The following is a 19,332-nucleotide window of genomic DNA, read 5'->3' on the forward strand; positions in this document are numbered from 1 at the left end:
TCTCAATAGACCAATTCATCATTTTCATCTAAAAGCTCTGTCTGTACTTCTTGGACGGGTTCTGGTTGCGGTTCTTCCTGCTTCGATTTTTGATTTTGCCAGTTTTCAATTTGAGCTTGTTTGCGTGCTAAGACGTCTTCACGGCTTTCTTGTGGTTCTGGCGTTACATCTTTAATATGGTCAAATGTTTCCCCACCGTCGTCTTCAGTGTACATATTTCCTAAATCGTCCGGGAAAGCTTCGCGCAATGCATTGACTAGCGCTGTCTTACGAATCATAGTCGCTGGCATTGCTTTCCAAGTACTTCGTCCTTTGTCATACTCGCTCATGCTGATGTACACTTCAACAGGTACTTTAAAATTCTTTCTATAGACTCTTGCCCATCCACCGATAATCGTGTCGTTTGGTAATACCAGCGAGCCCTTACGTTCAACTTGCACTCCGTCAGCGTCTAAAACTACAACTCCTGCTTCAAAGCCCTCGTAATCCTTGCATTGCGCTGCACGTTTTAAAAATGCTTCTTTTGAAACAATCAGACTAAACTCTGTTCCGCCGTTTTTGTTTTTATAAGCAACAATGTAAACTTCGTTTGCGAATGGGTTAAGGTTGCGTCCTTTGATAAGCGTTAAGGCTTGTCCGATTTGTTTTTCACTTAAAAGGTTTTGTGGGTCAAAAAATCGTTTTACATCTTGTGGTGTCCACACGCTCGTGTCTACGGTGATGTCGCGTTTTGTTTGTTTTGCTACTTGATTTGCCATTATTTCCGTCTTCCTTTCGTTTTCTTAAGATTCCATATTTCACGCTTCAAGCGTTTGTTTTCTTGCTGTAGACTGATAATTTTGTCTTGCTGCTGATTGATGATTTCGCCAAATTCACGGCTAAGACCGAAGTATCTTGCTCTCCAGCCTTTGACCTGCTGTTCTAATTCATCTGCTAATCTAATCATTCGAACCGTCCGTTTCTAATTGCATCTTCGATGTCGGATAAAATGTAGCCTTGATAGATGGTTGCTGCAATACTGTTGATTGTTTGCTGGTCCAAACTGTTTTCATACTGTTTCTCGACCTGCGCTAAAATTCTGTCAAACAAATCGAGCTGACTACGAACATATCTGTCTTGCGCACGTTTGATTTTAGTTGATAGATACTCTAATTTTTCTTCTTTCATTTAGTCCTCCAGCTCAATAATCACACTGAGACAAATTCCAAATTCGTTAGCATCAACATCTACGCTAACGTTGTCTACATAATCACCATAAAAGTCATCAATATCTACATCGTCATAGTTGTATCTCTTGCCAGCCTTTTTAAGAATGATTAGAGGCCATTCTCCTTTGTAGCCACTAAAAACGTGTCCATCTAAATAATCTTCGATAGTTACATTCATTATTATTCTCCTTTAAAAGGCGTGCTGCTTAATCCAATCCAACGAACTAAAACACTTGAACATCCATCCAACGAAGCATATCCAACAACTTCACTTCTCCACTGTTCGTTGTTTTGAACATCGGCATTTAACTGTGTGCAAGCAGATGTTAATCGGTCATCTGTATATTCTTTGTAAAATTCCACTTCTAATCCTCCATCATTGCTGCTTTCAGCGCGTCAAGCTGTGCCTGTTCATCTGCGCTTGCTTCATGTTTGTATTCTTCGTTAACCCAATCAGGTACGTTGCTTTTAGTTGGTTGTTGAACATTTTGATAACGATTTGCTTTCTTAGCTTTGAAATCTCGTTGTGCTTGATAAGCTTGCTCTACCGTTTGAATACCGTTCTCAATCCAGTTATCTAGAACACGACTAATATAATTAAATTTGCGAACATTGTTAGCTACTGCTACTTTTACTGCTTCAAGAAATAACTCTTTTGATACATGTTTGTTAATCAAATAATCGTTCATCGTGTCGTATTCAAACTTAACAAGACCTCGACCAAGATTCGCTTCAACTACATCAACAAATCTTTCTTCTTTTTCTGGTTCTAGTTCTAACTCTTTCTTTAACTCTATATCTTTCTTTATTTCTGTCTCTGTATCTATCTCTATCTCTGGTGCACATTTGTTCAACATTTGTTGCTCATTTGTTGTTACATTTGTAACACTTTTTCTGTATTTTCTTATTCTGTCAGCATTTGTGCTTGATTTGCCAACAAAGTTTTGAATATTAGACATGTAAATAGCCCCATTGTCTAAAATCTCGATTAATTTTAACTGCTGAAAAATTTGAATAGCTTTTTCGATTGTTCCAATTTGATGACGCGTAATCGTCGCAAGCATTTGTGCGTTGTACGGAATTAAATTGTTAAACATTAGTAAGCCGTCATTTTTTAAGCTTCTGAGATAGAGTTTTAGGAGAATGTTGCTATAAAGATAACCATCTGGCATGCTTTCCAAAATGATAGCTTCGTCACTTTCAAAAAAATTCTCTTTTAATTTTAAGTAGTAATATTTCTTGTTATCGGCCATCTAATCACCTTCCTCAATTTCAATTTGTTGCTTATTTTCCATTTGTAGACTCCTCGAAATGTCTTGTTACTGTTTTAAAAATGTCTAGCAAAAGCTTCTGTGGAATATTTGAACGCTCATTATAAGATTTTGAAAAATACTTCCATTCAATCTCCTGTTTAATAATGTCGTTTTTTAAATTCAAATTGATATTGCTAGCAAATTTTGTAGGTTTTTGTAGCGGATAATCGTAATTGTTGTATCTTGTCTGATTTTTGTAAGGTAGGCAAAATCCCATCACATCCTCAATATACTTCCAAATCCGACCACTCGCTGGGTTCTCAATTATAAAGTAAGATGGCTCATAACGTTTGATGATTTCAATAGTATTAAACACACACAACTCACCGTTGACACGCTTCATAAATTGCCTATCATAATAATAATTGTTGTAAGCTTCCTCATAATCCTTGCTTGTTCTGATGGTAAACATACTCGCTTCCCTTTGTGGAGCAAATAGGCTATCTGTTGAGAAATCCTCTTGTTTCCAACAAGCATTACCCTCCACCATTGCGCTAGCATTCGACCAGCTTTCACAAGGCGGACTAGCTATGATTAAATCTGGTTTTGGGAGTTTATCCAACGTATCAAACAACGTGTTATCACCAAATAATCGCTTGTAATCTGCTAAATCTAGTTCGATGAAATGGCTGTTTTTATGCTCAATATCAATGCCAATTGGATAAACGTCAATATTTGCTTCTTTCGCTTCATTTAGCGTTTTAATCGCTTTAGTGTATGAGCCATTGCCACTATCAAAGAGAGCCCAAACAATCATTTTTTTCAATCTATTCATGCTTAGCGCTCCACTTTTGACTATTGCGATAAGCCAATTCTGTAAATACGCTCTTTTTGTAATCTTCACTTTGATAGTAAAGAACTTGCTCTTGCTTACGCCCTAGGACAGTCAGCGTAATTACTTCTGCAAACGCTAAAACAGCAATCGCTACGATTAAATATGTCATGTTAAACTCCTACTCTTTCTTCTAGTTTGATATTTTCCAACATTTCAGCTAATGTTTCTTTTTTGCTCAAATATCTGTTGCGTGATTTCCATTTAACGAACAGTTCAAAACCTTTGTAATTGATAAAAACTATTCGATGTGTAGGATTATCAATGTATTTCCTAAATTCTGGATGCTCACGCATTTCAGTCGCCCACTGCTTCGCAACGCTCTTGCTCAAGCCTTCCCAGCGTTGAATCAAGTGATTGTAGTCACCCCACTCGGCTTTTTCGTCGTTGCCAACAGCTTTATACGTTATATTTGCTTTCGGCATAGCGCGCTCCTTTTTAATGTGGTATAATTTACTTTAGTTTTATTTGTTATGCGACTGATTGCCGTCAGTCGTTTTTTCTTTTTGTCACTCATGATCTAATCGCCAATATTCATTTAAATCAACTGAAACAACAGTGGTTAGATTACGTTGTGAAGTTAAAATCTGTTGCTTGTAAGGTGCAAGTCCTGCGTTTCGCTCTTTGTCATTTCTAGGCAAATAGTAACCGCTAGGCTGCACCTTTTTAGCTACAATTGGGTGCTTGAATATGACACGTAAGTTCTCGATAACCTCTTCAAGCTCTCGCTTATTTAAATCAAATTCTGAACGGAGTGTTTGAGCTTTGAGAGGTTTCTCAAAATTAGCTCTGTTCCTGATTGCATTCAAAACTTTGATTTCAATATGTGACATTGCTCGTTGTTCCATCTTTACCCCTTTCTAATTTCTGGACTCTCGATTAGCAGTTATAGCTCTAACAAGGATTTTTTATCATTGTTGTCTTATCAAATATTTATCGTTTAGAGGAAATCAAACTGCGGTTTTATTTGTTTTGTTTTTTAAAGGAGGTTTATCACCTTGTTAGAGCCGTAGCTACTAACCGAGAGATGATTTTAAATTAATTTTCTTCGAAGTTTTCCCAAGGCTCGCGAATATCAAGTGCCTTTGAGACTCTGAGTTTTAAATCAGCACTTCCTTTCCCTTTTTTGAGTAAATCAGTGATTGTAGCAGGACTTCGAAGACCAACTACTTGTGTCAAATCTGCTTTCGACCAGCCTTTTTCTTTTAGTCGTTGTTCAACAAGCGAAATCCATTTTTGATGTTGTTGACTCATTTTTTTCATATTCTTCCTTTCTCCAAAATAGAAAGCGAATTTTTTTGCGAAGTTTTGAGTAAAATGCATTGACTATTTTCACTCATTGGAGTAAAATCAATGTATAAGAAAAACATTAACAAAACGCTTGATATTACTTAATTCTAAAAGTCGCCAAACTTATTTTTTTAGTTATATCTTCGCTTTTTGTTTCGCTTATTAATTCGCTTTACATTTTATATTTTACTCATTTGAGTGTTATATGTCAATAGTTTTTACTCAAAAAAGTAAAATATTTTTTGTCATGGCTTAGAAAGGCTTTAAAATGACTAATCAAACCCTTAATTTAATTGCTTTTGAGAGAATAAAGGGACTAGCAGCTAAACAAGGTGTTAGTTTGCAAACAGTAGCGCAGTCTGTTGGTTTGAGTGAAAACTATATTTATAATTTAAGAACACGTAAGTCTTCTTCTAGCGAACATATTGCTAAAATCGCTGATTACTTTAATGTATCCACTGATTATATTTATGGCCGCACTGATAATCCCAGAATTGCTTCTGACGATGCTGCATCAGAATACACTACTGAAGATTTGCGCAAAATGGCAAAAAACGCCAAGACCTTCGACGGTAAACCACTTACCGATGAAGATGTTGACGCAATTACAAATATCATTGAAATTTACCTAAAAGGTAGAAACTAAAAAATAATTGAGCAAAGGAAGATAGTCTATGACTATTGAAGAACTTGTTGAATCATATGGAGTGACACTAGCTTACTTTGACAATGAGCTATGGCCACGACCTGGCATTTACATTGATGACATCAAAATCATCTTCGTCAACAAATCGCTTTCGGAAGAAGCTATGAAGAAAGTTGTTTATCATGAGCTTGGACATCTTGAGCATGATTCTAATCAATATCAAAGACGTCATGAACAATTCGAGTTACAAGCTAATCGAAACATGATCAGACTCTTATTAGAAGAAGAATTGAGAGAATCAGACTATGAGTTCAACTACGTCAATTTCATGCAAAGACATCAACTAACAACTGTAGCTGACGAGTGTATGGTCATTGATGAATATTATAATTTAATGGATATCGTTTAAAACTATGTGCAATCACTGAATCACAATAAAAGCTGGAGAATGGAGAAAAAATAATGAAAAAGAGCGGAGCAGGAAAAGTCATTCTGATTATCCTGGTAGTTGCTTTAGTCGTTGCTATTGCTGCAATCTTAATGCCAGTAGCCCTTGTTGGTGGAGTGGGTGCGATTTGGTACTTCACTAAAAAGAAACCTGATATTAAAAAGAGAAATATCTCTATTGCAGTTGCTGCAGTTGGTTTGTTAGGAACTATATTTATTACACCAGCTGTTTTTAAAGATAACAGTAATGCATCTACAACTACTGCATCAACAACTATCGCTACATCTTCTAGTTCTTCTAAAACTAAAGAAAGCTCATCGTCTTCAAGTAGCGAAGTTAAAACAACAACTGAAAGTTCTTCTGAAACAAAACAATCAACTGAACCAACTACTAAAAACGATGGTCCAGAATACACTGAAGAATCAAATGCAGCTTTTGCTACTGCTTTCATGAACACTTTGAATCAGTCTCTTGCTGATGGCGGTGTCAATGTCAGCGTGAGCGTGCAATACATGGGTAAAAATCTTATTTATGTTATTGTTCCTCAAGATTTCAAATATGAACCTACTTCAAGCATTCAAAAGTTAGCTGATACTGTCTACCAAGCAAAAGAAAATTACTTCAACGAGTGGGCTATTGATAACGGATATGATTTAAGTTACACTAACGCACCACACCTTTACATCAAATCCGACGGAGATCAAACTACTCTAGCTGAAGAAAGTGGTATTCTCAACAAAACAATGAAAGTTAAAGTTAAAAACTAATCATAGTAAATAAAAAAATCCTCATGCTCCCGTCGCCAAACTAGAACATGAGGATAAAAATAATTGGTATAAGAAATTACCTAGATAGAAACTAGGCCTCTTTCTTATACCCCATTTTATCAAAAAAGTGAGGTAAAAACAATGTGGATTGAAGAATTGTCCAATGGTAAATACAAGTATTTCGAACGATATAAAGACCCATACACCGAAAAGTGGCGAAAAGTATCTGTAACGCTTGAAAGTGGTTCTAATCGAGCTAAAAAAGAAGCACAAAAACTACTCAACAAAAAAATTGATTCAAAACTTGAAAAGCTAAAAACAACTGATGCTTTATTTACAACAGTTTTTGAAGAGTGGTTACCAATCTATAAAGAGACGGTTAAAAAGAGCAGTTTGCACTCTACTTTGGCAACTATCAAACGAATAAGAAAAGATTTTGCTTTAGAAGTTCCGATTTCAAATATAACACCTAAATACATCCAGAATTACATTACTTCAAACGAAGAATGGACGTACAGCCAAAAATATAGGATTAAATCTCTTTTGAACGTTTTCTTTGATTATGCAGTTTCTTTGGAAATAATCGAAAATAATCCAGCTCGAAAGATTGTATTGAACAAGCCTAGAAAGACCGCTGAGGAGTTGGAAGCAATCGAAAATAAATACCTGGAACCAGACGAACTTAACCGCTTGTTAAAAGAGTTCTACAGAAAACCTATAACTTACAGATACGGACTACTTTCAGAATTCATGACACTTAACGGTTGTCGCATTGGGGAAGCTGCAGCTTTAAAGCTCAAAAACTACCATAAGGAAAACAAAACAATTGATATACATGGCACGTTAACAAAATACGATGATAACCCAACCACACCGAAAACAACTGCTAGTTATCGAACTGTTTATCTGACAGATAGAGAAGTTGAAATATTAGATGAAATAATATCTATGAACCAGCTTCAAGAAGAGACAAACCCCAAATGGAAAAAATCAGATTTTATCTTTGTAACCAACACAGGAAATTCTGTTCAAAGTTCCGTTTTCGCAAAATCCTTACAAAGAGCAAATGAGCGACTTCAGAAACCAATTGCTAAACATATCTCAAGCCATATTTTTAGACACACAATGATCAGTATGCTAGCTGAATATAATATTCCTTTGAAAGCAATCATGGATAGAGTTGGTCACTCTGACTCTGAAACAACGACTAAAATTTATACACACGTAACTAAAAATATGAAAAACAAAGCTGTAGAAGTTTTAAACCACATAGCAAATAGTAGGCAAAGTTAAAAGGCTTTGCCCCTTTTTTGCCCCTTAAACACAAAAAAAGAGCCTATCTATTTCAGATAAGCTCTTAAAACGTTGATATATCAACGATTATTTTTTCAAGTTGTAGAATGATTTCAATCCACGGTATTCAGCTACTTCACCAAGTTGGTCTTCGATACGAAGCAATTGGTTGTATTTAGCGATACGGTCAGTACGTGAAAGTGAACCAGTTTTAATTTGACCAGCGTTAGTTGCAACTGCGATGTCAGCGATTGTTGAATCTTCAGTTTCACCTGAACGGTGTGATACAACTGCAGTGTAACCAGCTTCTTTAGCCATTTCGATAGCTTCGAATGTTTCAGTCAAAGTACCGATTTGGTTAACTTTGATAAGGATTGAGTTAGCAGCTTCTTCTTTGATACCACGTGCAAGGTATGAAGTGTTTGTTACGAAGAAGTCATCACCGACCAATTGAACACGTTTACCAAGACGTTTAGTAAGTTCTTTCCATCCGTCCCAGTCGTTTTCGTCCATTGCATCTTCGATAGTGATGATTGGGTATTTGTTAACCAATTCTTCGATGTAGTCGATTTGTTCTGCAGCAGTACGTTTAGCAGCACCTTCACCTTCGAATTTAGTGTAGTCATAGATTCCGTTATCGTAGAATTCTGATGAAGCACAGTCAAATCCAAGGAATACATCTTCACCTGGTTTGTAACCAGCAGTTTCGATAGCTTTGATGATTGTTTCTACAGCGTCTTCAGTTCCTTCAAATTTAGGAGCGAAACCACCTTCGTCACCAACAGCTGTTTCAAGACCACGTTCTTTAAGGATTTTCTTAAGTGTGTGGAAGATTTCAGCACCCCAACGAAGAGCTTCTTTGAATGTAGGTGCACCAGCAGGTACAATCATGAATTCTTGGAAAGCGATTGGAGCGTCTGAGTGAGAACCACCGTTGATGATGTTCATCATTGGAGTTGGAAGAACTTTAGTGTTGAAACCACCAAGGTAGCTGTAAAGTGGAACTTCAAGGTAGTCAGCTGCTGCACGAGCTACGGCAATAGAAACACCAAGGATAGCATTTGCACCGAGTTTACCTTTGTTTGGAGTACCGTCAAGAGCGATCATAGCACGGTCGATAGCTTGTTGATCACGAACATCGAAACCGATGATTGCTTCAGCAATGATGTTGTTAACGTTGTCAACAGCTTTTTGAGTACCAAGACCGTTGTAACGAGATTTGTCTCCGTCACGAAGTTCAACTGCTTCGTGTTCACCAGTAGAAGCTCCTGAAGGAACCATACCACGACCAAATGCGCCTGATTCTGTGTAAACTTCTACTTCAAGTGTTGGGTTACCGCGTGAGTCAAGGACTTCGCGAGCGTAAACATCAGTAATAATTGACATTATGTTACTCTCCTTATGAGTTTTTAATATTTTTACACTAAAATAATACCATAATATCGGCGCTTAAGCAAATAAAAACGAGAAATTTTGAAAATCGCTACCAACTTTCATGGCTTTTCATAATTTTCAATAACAAAACAGCCCAAAACTGACAGTTTAGTAAATTTAACTTATAATGATTGTAAGAACATATGGAGGGCCCTACCATGACTGATTTAGAAAATAAAGTTTTACAAGCCGCAACAGGCGAAAAACGCTTAAATCCTGATGAACAACGTCTTTATTTTGGAACTTTTGCCGAACGAGTCGTCTTATCAATTCCTCTTGAAGATAGCCGTTTAGAAGAGGTTAAAAATCGTTTTAGTGATATTTTAGGACAATTAGCTAAACAATACGACACAATATTAGTTAAAATTTCTCCAAAACTCTCCGTTTCAAACCAAATGTTTTACATGAAAATCGCTCAAGAACAAAACATTCAAGCAACTATTGTTGATGAAAAGAATGCTCAATCACCTTACGGCATTATCGTTCATTCAACCAAAGCTGAAAATGTAGCTAATCCTCTATTATCTGAACAATTTCCAGCTACAGCTGAAAAACCAAAAGAAGCCCCTAAAAAAGGCTTCTGGTCAAAATTATTTAACAAGGATTAAAATCTAGTAAAGCTTAGTAAATTTCCGATGTTTTGGGCGGTGCGTTCCAGATTTTGCTCAGCTTTATCAAGGGTATTTTCTAAAGTATCAACGTCAGCAATTATCGGAAAGGCTGCTTGAATGTTAGAAATCGGAAAGCTTGGTAAATCATCTTTGAGACTACCACAGATAGCAATGACTAATTTACCACGAGGTGTGCGCTGTGCTAGACCAACAGGAGCTTTACCTGAAAGACTTTGCTTATCCATTCGTCCTTCGCCGACAACAACGATGTCAGCTTTCTGAACACGTTGGTCAAAATCAAGCATGTCAAGAACAGCATCAATGCCAGAAATGATTTGACCTCCAGCAAAGGCTGCTAAACCTGCTGCCATTCCGCCACCTGCTCCCGCTCCAGCCAAATCCAAAACAGCTGGGAAGAAAGTTTGGTAAAATCTTTCCATATCTTTATCAACGCTTGCAAAGTCATCTTTTGCAAGCCCTTTTTGTCCTCCAAAAATATAGGTTGCCCCATTTGGACCACATAGAGGATTTGTCACGTCAGTGATAACTGTCACCTTAGTTTGAGATAAATCCCAACGACAGCTTTCATAAGAAACCATGGTAATATCACCAAGGTGTTCGCCAACCGCTTCGACTTCATGACCTGTTTTGTCAAAGAAACGATAGCCAAGGCCTGCCGCCATTCCCAGACCACCATCATTGGTTGAACTGCCTCCAACACCAATCATGATTTCTTCAACACCAAGGTCAACCAAGTGACCAATCATTTCACCAACACCTTTTGTCGTAAGGGTTAATGGGCTACGCTGATCCATTGGCACTTTTTCCAAACCACAAATGTCTGCCATTTCAAAAACGGCCAACCGACCATTAGTCGCATAATGGGCTTCGACTGGTTGACCAAACGCGCCAGTAACCGTGTGGCTTTCACGTTTTAAGTGAAGACCGTCTGTCAAGGCTTCCAAAGTTCCTTCACCACCGTCACCAACAGGCATGACATCAAAAGTCGCATTTGGCATAGCTTTTCGAAAACCTTTTTGAACAGCTTTTGCAACTTCAAGTGCTGACAAACTTTCCTTAAATGAATCAGGTGCAATTAATATATGCATAGTACCAACTCCCCCTTACATTTCTTATTACTATTATATAATTTTTTAAAGGAAAGAGGTTACAAAAACATTAATACGAAGCAAAACTCCCCTTCAATTTTAGAAGGGGAGCTCTTTATATAAGGAAAGTAATGTATTTAAATGTTAGTGACTTTTTTGACGTCTTTTAACTTCTAACACTGCTAGACTGGCAAGACTTAGAAGACCAACAAACGTTAGAGTTTTACTATCTTTTTGACCAGTTTCTGGCAAGGCAACCGTGCTATTTTCAGTAACAGCAACTTTTTGAAGGTCAGAAAGGACTCGAGAAGCAGCTTGATTTCGGACTCCAGTCTGAGTTTGGGCTGGCGCTGTAGCTTTCGACACTTGATTCGAATTAGCTGGCACTTCAGTTTTTGTCACTTGGTCTTGATAAACAATGCCATATTGGCTGAAGTGGTCAACATCAAAGATGACGAATTTAACGACTTGCCCAGCCACTAACTTGCTAACTTCTCTAAAAGCTAGAAGTTGCGGTTGTGCATTTTCTGGAAGATAGAAAACTTCTGCAACAGCTTTACCAGCATCAATTGGTAAGATGACTTGATCTTTTTGAGTTGTGCTAACAACATGGCCATAAGCATCTTCAGGCTCGATATCATATAAATCATAGTCTTTACCTTGCAAGACTGAAGGGATTTGACTGTCATTTGTTTCCTTGTGATGAACTTCAATCTGTGTAATCTCTTCACGTTCACCTGGAGCTAAAATGACACTTACGCCACTTGCTCGGTCATAAAGGGTACGTTCTGTTTCTGCATTTTCCTTTCTCAGACGTAGGATTGTTGCTGTTAACGGATTAAGGGTAATGCTATTTTCCGTAAACGCCACACCTTTTGGATTCAAGATAGCATCGACACCTGCGGTATCGGCGTCAGCAAGAACCTCTGCGTTCAACAAAGCTTTGTAATCATCTGACAAGACAAACTCACGCGCTTTGCTATCAGCATTGACAAAGACTGCATAGATGTCACCGTTACTTGCTTGTGTTTGGTAAGCGATAATCAAATCTTCTTGACCAACTCCATTTTCATTTGGAATGGTGATGAGTTTGACCTTGCTATCAACATCAGCTTTTGTCTTAAGCGTAAAGGCATCTGTTGAACGACGAAGAGCGATGAGCCCTTTGGTATAAGCTTGCGTTTTAGCATTTTCTGGGTAAGCCTTGCCGTCAGTTGCTTTTGCCCAATCAAAATGATTAATAGCATCCGTAGAATCATAAGAATCACTGATAAAGTAAGGATAAATAAATGGTGTGCCATCAGCGTTTGTTAGCAAATCTGATTTTGCTGGGACTTGATCAGCTGCTACTGGTGTCTTATAAGCTTCGTCACGGAATTGTTTGGTACGACCATATTCTTGACCAGAATGGATGAAGGCTGTTCCTTGAGAAGTCAATATAATAAGATTTCCCAAGCGTTGACGACGTAAAATTTCAGCTTCATTTTCTGCTACTGATGGGTCTTTGTGGATTGATTTAGCAATAATATCGTGAAGGGTTAGATTGTCATGAGCTGCAATGTATTGAATCACATCACCTGGATCATCTGCTGTGAAATTATTTGGCTGAGCCTTTATGCTATTAAAGAGCTCTTGCAAATTTTTAACCCCACCTGTAATAAAGCATGGTGCACCTTCACTTGGATACCCTGATTTAAGGAGATTACGAATATCATCAGAGAATGAAGCCACACTGTCTGTGTGTGCCATCCAAGTTTGGTCAGCAGGTTGACGGCTATCATTGGCATCACCAGCATAAGTAATCCAACCTTCACCAAGCATGATAACATTTGGATTCAAAGCTTTTGCTTTGTCATAAGCCATTTGAACAGTCTCAGCATCCAAGTCACCCATCATATCAAAACGGAAGCCATCCACTTTAAATTCTTTTGTCCAATAAGCAATTGAATCAAGCACCATGCGACGTGTCATATAGTGAGTTGTTCCTGGGCGACCACCACCAAAGCTTGTCTTAGCCTTGCCATCAGCTTCCATGAAGTGATAATAATTTGGTTCCAAATCTTCAAGAATAGCAAGGTCAGCTGTATGGTTATAAACGACGTCTAGGATAATTCCCATGCCACGTTTGTGAATTTCATTAATTAAGTTTTTAAATTCTGCGATACGTTTTGCTGGGTCAGCTGGATTTTCAGAATACATCCCTGTCAAAGCAAAGTAACTTTGTGGGTCATAACCCCAGTTGTAGTTTGTATTACTTGAGGCATAATCTGTTAAGCGCTTGTTATTCATCACTTCGTTAACGTAGTAATAACTCATAACAGGAAGCAATTGAATATGAGTGACACCTAGGCTTTGAAGATAATCCATTTTTTCAGCAAACGCTGCAAAGGTACCAAATTGATTGCGAAGTTCTTCTGAAATAGCTGTATCTGACGTAAAGTCACGCACGTGCGCTTCGTAGATAATAGCATCTTCACGAGCTGTGTAACCTTTAATATCTGCATAAGTCAAGTCTTGATTGCCAATAGCACTGGTATCAACGATAGCTGCCTTAGCCACTTTATAAGATGGATCAGTTCCAATCAAATCACTATTCCACTCAGCTAATGATTTAGCATAAGGGTCAAGTGCCAGAACAGTCTCTTTTCCGCGAGTGATTTCATAGTGGTAATAATAGCCACGATAATCACTAATACCTAAACCAAGACTTGGTGTTAAGCTAGCCGACCATTGACCTTTATCCCCTTTAGTCATAGCAATTTTGCCAACGACTTTGGTTTGGTCATTCTTATCATAAAGAACAACTGCTACTTGGTCTGCACTTGGTGACCAGACGGTCAACTCAACACGCGCTCCATTATCAAAAACACGTGCTCCTAAATCACCATCGTAAGCATACTTAGAATCTGTGTACTGCCAACTTTGCTGTGCTTGGTATTGATCGCCATTGTAGCTTACTGTATAGAGACCGTCACTTGAAAAATCACCTTCGATAATAACTTTATTACTTGCCTTATCGAGAGTAATATCTGTAATAGCAACGACATTGCCAGCTTTATCAGTCACTTTAAGATTTTCTAGAAGTTCAGCTTTATCGGCGTCTGCTAGATTGCTGATAATAGCGACAAGTTCTGATTGACTAATTTGTTGTGCGGATGTTAAGCGAATAGTGCTTACAAAATATGGATTCGTATAAATGGTCTTATCCTCATCTTTCAAGAAAATTTGTGTTTGATTAGCTAAATCCTTAAAGGTGTAATTGTCTGGTTGAATCTTAGCCGCATCGTCTTCTTTTGATTCATCAAGGAGCAAGAAACCAAGCTCATTAAAATCGGCTAGTGGCACATCGATATAAGCACCGTATTTGCCAAAGTTTTCAAAATCAACACCATCTGGCCAAGAACCTAAGCGACTAGTAATGGAACTGTCTGCACTTCCCCACAACCAAATTGCCAAATTCTTGTAATTACCATCACTACGATAGTAATTAATACGGATTTTTCCTTTTTCAAGCGGAGCATAGTAATTAGCATTGTAATTCTCATCAAACCAAACTTCATTCATGTCTTGGCTGATAAGATTCACCACCTTATCCCCTGAAACATTCTCACCACTAGTATTATTGATGAGCAACCCAACTTTGTGACGATTACCATTGACCAATTTCACATCGATATAATAACCATAAGCGTCGTGTTTAAGATTAGAAAGATTAATCGCACCGTTTGGCCAAGATTCAGATGGGTGTTCAACATCTTCCCAAGTCCACAAACCAAGACTGGCTAAATCATCTGATGGCATAGTCTTAAAGTGAACGCGCAGCGTATTTTCAGCAATTGGCTCTTCTTCTGTCTGAGCGATAAAAGCTTGTGTAATAGCACCTGCAGACACTTTTAGCAACATGGTACCACCTTTTGAAATGGCTGGCGCTTCAATATCAAGATAATACTGACCGTCTTGTCCAAGAAGAGCTTGATAAGTTGCTCCTGTGTAATAATCAGTCACCGTTGCTGCCTCGGATAAAAGTAAGTGAAGTTTTTGTGACTGGTCTTTCAAATTGTACAAAATATAAGCCGCATCTGAGTCATTAGCTCGTTTTGCAAGTAGCCATCCTTGACTGTCATTTACAGCTACAGTACTGTGACTACCACGCGCCAACAATTCACTGTTATCACGACGGAAGGCTAATAATTTTTGATAATGTTCTAAAATTGCATTTCCAGCCACGTCGTCCCAGTCGAACTCATAACGATTATCATAATATGGCCAGTTATTAGCACCAGATTGACCTAATTCTTCACCGTAATAAATGACTGGTTGTCCTTTGGCTGTTAGCAAGAGCGTTGCTGCTAATTTTAGTTTATTTAAATCGCCACCAATGCTATACAAGAAACCATCTTCATCATGACTTCCAAGAAATTGCGCCAAGGTATAGGCACTTGTGAGCGCATCATTTCTGGCAATCAATTCGTCATTTGCTTCTTTCAAGCGACCATTAACTAGCAACTTAGCAATATCTTTAAACCCAAAATCAAGCAAACTATCCATGCTACCAGTGCCTAAATCACCCTTGGTATCTTTGTAATTGGCACCCCAACTTTCTCCAACTAGATGGAAATCAGCATCTTTTAGCGCTAGCTCATTTTTGAAATACTGCCAAGTCGTATCATCAACGTGTTTAACAGTGTCGACACGAAAAGCATAAATGCTGTTTCCTTTGGCGGTTGTTGATTTTTCAAGCCAAGCTGTCTGCCAAGCAACTAATTGCTCACGAACAGCTGCATCTTCCGTCTTGAAATCTGGAAGACCTGATTGTGAACCTTGAATATCATCACCTTTGTCTTCTTCTGGCGTACGCACCATTCCAGTAAATTTATCTTCCGTACCATAACCCGAATGGTTAAGCACCACATCAACAATGATGTTAATGCCACGTTCAGCAGCTTGGTCAATTAACTCATGGAAATCATCAAGTGTGCCGAGATGCGGATTAAGCTTTTCAAAATCATCTGCCCAATAACCATGGTAGGCATAATATTCTTTACCAGCTTCTGTGCTAACATTTTGCGGAATATTATCAACGATTGGTGTAACCCAGATACTTGTTACGCCTAATTGTTTGAGGTAATCAAGCTTTGCAGTCACCCCTTTAAAGTCTCCACCTTTATAAACACCAGCTTGATTAACTGCGCCAGCGTAATCTTGATGATAAGGATTATCATTACTTGGGTCTCCGTTATAAAAGCGGTCAGTCAACATGAAGTAAATCACTTGTTCATCCCAGTCTACTTCTCCAGCTTGTTTAACACGTTTCGTTACCGTAACTGATACTGTTGTATCGTAATAACCGTTATCCTTATCAAAGACTCGAACTGGTAAGTCATAAGTTCCTGGCTGAGTATCTGACGTTGCTGTAATTGTGACACGATTGAGCTCCGGCGAAATCTCAATAACCCCACCACCGATTTGTGCGGTATCAATTTGCATGCGTGTAATCTCAACATTTTCTGGATTAGTAACTGTCACATCAATTAAATCAGTTTCATTATAATTAAAAGGGCGATAGCTACTTGCTGATACTGAAATATTATGGACTCCAGGTGTCGCTTTTGAAAAATCTTGTCCTGTCACCGTAGCAATATAGTACGGATTGGTATAAACAGTCGTATCATCATTATGCAAGAAGATTTGGCTATGAATGTCACGATCAGAAAAACTCATATCAAGCGTTTTATTGCCAGCTTTTTCTGGGTCATTTTGATTGACCAATAAAAAACCAATATTTGAATCTAATAATTTTGACAAAGGTAAGTCGATGTAGCGACCATAAGCACCTTCCTGAATAAAATCAAGAGCATCTGATGGCCATGCACCAAATTGCCCAGCTACATCGCCCCAAGCCCAGAGACCCCAACCGTCATAATTACCATCATCACGCTTATAATTAATCCGAATAATGCGATCATCTGCCAACGGCTTATAGCTGTAAGTCATAAAATCAGACGTAACCCAAACTTCATTTACATCTTTTGATAAAGGTTTGATGCTTTGGTCAGAGTCGCTAGTTTTCTCACCGTTTTTAAGAAGGAGGTAACCAATATCACCGTGACTGGCTGCTTGTCTTACGTCAATATAATAGCCAAAGTCATCTTTTTGATTTGCTGAAAATGGCGTTGCCGCTGCGGGCCAATTATTGCCATCAGACGGTTCAGCTACGGCTCCCCAAGTCCACAAGCCATACTGAGTGTAATTATCATCATTAACTGCTTGGAAATGCACACGAATCGTATCTTCAGCAATTGGAGGATTTGACACTTGATTACCAGGTTGAGAAGATTTTAGGAGATTCACCTGATTGCTGTTTTCAGCACTTGTCACTGTTTTTACATCAGCAATTTCAGCTGTTGCTACTGTCCCTTGAACCTCTTGTGTCTGTGAAATAACTTCTTGAGGCTGTGACTCTAGCTCAGTTGATTGACTTTCGCTATTATCAACTACGTCAGAAGAAGTAACTGTTTCGATAGTTTGATTAGCATTTGCAGCTTTCTCTGACTCAAGAAGCGCCTCACTGCTATCATCTGGGGAAGACGTCTCACTGACTACTTCTGAAGAAGCTACTTGAACAGTAATCTGATCTGCTGAAACGCTTGTTAATCCAGCACCCCAAAAAAGAGCTGTCGCAATCGCAACCGAAGCAACACCAACTTTTAGTTTACGAATCCCAAAGTACTCCCGCTTTTCTGGGAAAGAAAGCCGACTTACCTTTTTCATAGAAGACCTCCGTCTTAAAATTAGTAGTATTTTATGCTTTCAGTATACAAAATACTTTATGTTTGCGCAAGCGTTTTCGTAAAATATTTTTCGTTTTTAGACAACTAATTCTAGTTTATTTCTAACACATTACATAGAATTAGTGCAATCGATTGCTTTCGGAGACATAAAGAAGAGGTAAGAAATATTTTCCTACCTCTTCTGCTTAGTAATTTGTGATTTCTGGTCGGTCGTGAACGTTACTTTTTTTGCCTTGGCGAGCTTTCAAAACAGCTTCTACATCCTCAGTTGTAACACCAGTTTCAACTAGCATGACAGCCAAGTGATACAAAACATCTGCCGTTTCATTTGCGATTTCATCTTTGTCAGCATTTTTAGCAGCGATAACAACTTCAGTTGCTTCCTCACCAACTTTTTTCAAAATCTTATCCAAGCCTTTGTCAAAAAGGTAATTAGTGTAAGAACCTTCTTTAGGATTTTCTTTACGGTCTAAGGCTTCTTTATAAAGTGTTTCTAACATAGTTTTCCTTTCTATAAAATATCATTGAAGAAACAGCTGTAAGCACCTGTGTGACAAGCTGCTCCTTCTTGTTTTACAGCCACAAGTAGCGTGTCACAATCGCAATCGGTTTTAATGGATTTGACGTATTGATAGTGACCACTTGTTGCTCCTTTGTGCCAAAGTTCATTACGCGAACGGCTCCAGTAGTGCATTTGCTTGGTTTCCAAGGTTAATCGATAAGCTTCTTCATTCATGTAAGCCAGCATTAACACTTGACCAGTCTTGTAGTCAGTGACAATTACTGGAAGAAGTCCATCTTGTTTGGCAAAATCAAGTTTAATATCACTCATCGTCTCACCTCAATTCCAGCTTCAGCCATAGCCGCTTTAGTATCTGCAATCGATACCTCGCCATAGTGAAAAATAGAAGCAGCTAAAGCACCTGTAGCCGTTGTCTTTTCAAAGACTTCAACCATGTGCTCAATATTTCCAGCACCACCTGAAGCGATAATAGGAACATTCACCACATCAGCAACAGCGTTTAACATTTCCAAATCAAAGCCAGATTTTGTGCCATCTTTATCCATACTAGTTAGAAGAATTTCGCCCGCACCAAGACTGACTACTTTTTTAGCCCACTCAATCAAATCAATACCAGTGTCTTTGCGACCACCAGCAACATAGACATGCCAAGTGCCATCTGCTTCCTTACGAGCATCAATAGCTGATACCACACACTGATTACCGAACTTTTCAGCACATTCTTTGATGAGTTGTGGATTGGCAACAGCCGAGGAATTAACAGCTACTTTATCGGCACCTGCTTTTAGCATTTTATTCATATCCTCAACAGAACGAATACCACCGCCGACTGTAAAAGGAATAAAAACTTGGTCCGCAACACGTCTTACCATATCAACTGTCGTATCACGTTTTTCATGCGTCGCTGTAATATCCAAGAACACCAATTCATCACATCCAGCTTCATAATAAGCACGCGCTGCATCAACTGGGTCACCAACATCCGTTAAATTAACAAAATTAACCCCCTTGACCACACGTCCATCTTTGACATCAAGACATGGAATAATGCGTTTTTTCAGCATAAG

22 protein-coding genes are annotated in these 19,332 nt (G+C 38.4%); 5 read left to right on the plus strand and 17 right to left on the minus strand.

Going from position 1 to position 19,332, the window contains the following annotated elements:
• Positions 1-2: 2 nt before the first annotated feature.
• The 11 genes from bet to GPZ88_RS00910 form a co-directional block, all read right to left on the minus strand.
• Positions 3-758, minus strand: coding sequence for a phage recombination protein Bet (gene bet, locus GPZ88_RS00860; RefSeq protein ID WP_166042992.1), 756 nt, complete (start codon positions 756-758; stop codon positions 3-5).
• The gene (locus GPZ88_RS00865; protein WP_094141147.1) at positions 758-946 is read right to left on the minus strand and encodes a hypothetical protein; all 189 of its coding nucleotides are present in this window, start codon (positions 944-946) and stop codon (positions 758-760) included. The genes bet and GPZ88_RS00865 overlap by 1 nt, the downstream gene beginning before the upstream one ends.
• Positions 943-1,167, minus strand: coding sequence for a hypothetical protein (locus tag GPZ88_RS00870; RefSeq protein WP_166042993.1), 225 nt, complete (start codon positions 1,165-1,167; stop codon positions 943-945). Before GPZ88_RS00870 ends, GPZ88_RS00865 begins: the two co-directional genes overlap by 4 nt.
• Positions 1,168-1,386, minus strand: a complete 219-nt coding sequence (locus GPZ88_RS00875) for a hypothetical protein (RefSeq protein ID WP_166042994.1) — start codon at positions 1,384-1,386, stop codon at positions 1,168-1,170.
• Between the two features lie 2 nt (positions 1,387-1,388).
• Positions 1,389-1,571, minus strand: coding sequence for a hypothetical protein (locus GPZ88_RS00880; protein WP_166042995.1), 183 nt, complete (start codon positions 1,569-1,571; stop codon positions 1,389-1,391).
• A gap of 2 nt (positions 1,572-1,573) precedes the next feature.
• On the minus strand, positions 1,574-2,461 hold the full coding sequence (locus GPZ88_RS00885) for a phage replisome organizer N-terminal domain-containing protein (RefSeq protein ID WP_166042996.1): 888 nt from the start codon (positions 2,459-2,461) through the stop codon (positions 1,574-1,576).
• Positions 2,462-2,492: 31 nt separating this feature from the next.
• Positions 2,493-3,296 carry a class I SAM-dependent methyltransferase gene (locus tag GPZ88_RS00890; protein WP_240915097.1) on the minus strand — a complete coding sequence of 268 codons (804 nt, stop codon included), beginning with the start codon at positions 3,294-3,296 and terminating at the stop codon, positions 2,493-2,495.
• Positions 3,289-3,465, minus strand: a complete 177-nt coding sequence (locus tag GPZ88_RS00895; protein ID WP_166042997.1) for a hypothetical protein — start codon at positions 3,463-3,465, stop codon at positions 3,289-3,291. Before GPZ88_RS00895 ends, GPZ88_RS00890 begins: the two co-directional genes overlap by 8 nt.
• Before the next feature lies 1 nt (position 3,466).
• Positions 3,467-3,778, minus strand: a complete 312-nt coding sequence (locus GPZ88_RS00900) for an excisionase (protein WP_166042998.1) — start codon at positions 3,776-3,778, stop codon at positions 3,467-3,469.
• Between the two features lie 84 nt (positions 3,779-3,862).
• The gene (locus tag GPZ88_RS00905) at positions 3,863-4,201 is read right to left on the minus strand and encodes a hypothetical protein (RefSeq protein ID WP_166042999.1); all 339 of its coding nucleotides are present in this window, start codon (positions 4,199-4,201) and stop codon (positions 3,863-3,865) included.
• Positions 4,202-4,391: 190 nt separating this feature from the next.
• Positions 4,392-4,607, minus strand: coding sequence for a transcriptional regulator (locus GPZ88_RS00910; RefSeq protein ID WP_166044326.1), 216 nt, complete (start codon positions 4,605-4,607; stop codon positions 4,392-4,394).
• Between the two features lie 304 nt (positions 4,608-4,911).
• Here GPZ88_RS00910 and GPZ88_RS00915 point away from each other — a divergent pair, with 304 nt between their 5' ends.
• The 4 genes from GPZ88_RS00915 (at position 4,912) to GPZ88_RS00930 (ending at position 7,797) form a co-directional block, all read left to right on the plus strand.
• On the plus strand, positions 4,912-5,289 hold the full coding sequence (locus GPZ88_RS00915; RefSeq protein WP_074629780.1) for a helix-turn-helix domain-containing protein: 378 nt from the start codon (positions 4,912-4,914) through the stop codon (positions 5,287-5,289).
• A gap of 28 nt (positions 5,290-5,317) precedes the next feature.
• The gene (locus tag GPZ88_RS00920) at positions 5,318-5,698 is read left to right on the plus strand and encodes an ImmA/IrrE family metallo-endopeptidase (protein WP_166043000.1); all 381 of its coding nucleotides are present in this window, start codon (positions 5,318-5,320) and stop codon (positions 5,696-5,698) included.
• A 53-nt stretch (positions 5,699-5,751) separates the two neighbouring features.
• Positions 5,752-6,504 carry a hypothetical protein gene (locus GPZ88_RS00925; RefSeq protein WP_166043002.1) on the plus strand — a complete coding sequence of 251 codons (753 nt, stop codon included), beginning with the start codon at positions 5,752-5,754 and terminating at the stop codon, positions 6,502-6,504.
• A gap of 141 nt (positions 6,505-6,645) precedes the next feature.
• Positions 6,646-7,797 (plus strand): tyrosine-type recombinase/integrase, encoded by a 1,152-nt coding sequence (locus tag GPZ88_RS00930; protein WP_166043003.1) that lies wholly within the window; start codon positions 6,646-6,648, stop codon positions 7,795-7,797.
• 87 nt (positions 7,798-7,884) lie between these two features.
• Here GPZ88_RS00930 and eno read toward each other — a convergent pair whose 3' ends face one another.
• Positions 7,885-9,183 (minus strand): surface-displayed alpha-enolase, encoded by a 1,299-nt coding sequence (gene eno / locus GPZ88_RS00935; protein WP_004232506.1) that lies wholly within the window; start codon positions 9,181-9,183, stop codon positions 7,885-7,887.
• Positions 9,184-9,389: 206 nt separating this feature from the next.
• Here eno and GPZ88_RS00940 point away from each other — a divergent pair, with 206 nt between their 5' ends.
• Positions 9,390-9,839 (plus strand): YueI family protein, encoded by a 450-nt coding sequence (locus GPZ88_RS00940; protein ID WP_074564035.1) that lies wholly within the window; start codon positions 9,390-9,392, stop codon positions 9,837-9,839.
• On the opposite strand, the gene GPZ88_RS00945 is transcribed toward GPZ88_RS00940, so the two are convergent.
• The 5 genes from GPZ88_RS00945 to hisF form a co-directional block, all read right to left on the minus strand.
• Complete coding sequence (locus tag GPZ88_RS00945; protein WP_166043004.1) at positions 9,836-10,951, minus strand: glycerate kinase; 1,116 nt, start codon at positions 10,949-10,951, stop codon at positions 9,836-9,838. The two genes, GPZ88_RS00940 and GPZ88_RS00945, sit on opposite strands and share 4 nt — an antisense overlap.
• Positions 10,952-11,095: 144 nt before the next feature.
• Positions 11,096-17,722, minus strand: coding sequence for a pullulanase (locus GPZ88_RS00950; protein WP_166043005.1), 6,627 nt, complete (start codon positions 17,720-17,722; stop codon positions 11,096-11,098).
• 205 nt (positions 17,723-17,927) lie between these two features.
• Positions 17,928-18,242 (minus strand): phosphoribosyl-ATP diphosphatase, encoded by a 315-nt coding sequence (gene hisE, locus GPZ88_RS00955; RefSeq protein ID WP_074564039.1) that lies wholly within the window; start codon positions 18,240-18,242, stop codon positions 17,928-17,930.
• Between the two features lie 11 nt (positions 18,243-18,253).
• The gene (gene hisI / locus GPZ88_RS00960; RefSeq protein ID WP_039696592.1) at positions 18,254-18,574 is read right to left on the minus strand and encodes a phosphoribosyl-AMP cyclohydrolase; all 321 of its coding nucleotides are present in this window, start codon (positions 18,572-18,574) and stop codon (positions 18,254-18,256) included.
• Positions 18,571-19,329 carry an imidazole glycerol phosphate synthase subunit HisF gene (gene hisF / locus GPZ88_RS00965; protein WP_074965180.1) on the minus strand — a complete coding sequence of 253 codons (759 nt, stop codon included), beginning with the start codon at positions 19,327-19,329 and terminating at the stop codon, positions 18,571-18,573. The genes hisI and hisF overlap by 4 nt, the downstream gene beginning before the upstream one ends.
• Positions 19,330-19,332 lie beyond the last annotated feature (3 nt).

This window comes from Streptococcus ruminicola, assembly GCF_011387195.1.
GTDB classification, from domain to species: Bacteria; Bacillota; Bacilli; order Lactobacillales; family Streptococcaceae; genus Streptococcus; species Streptococcus ruminicola.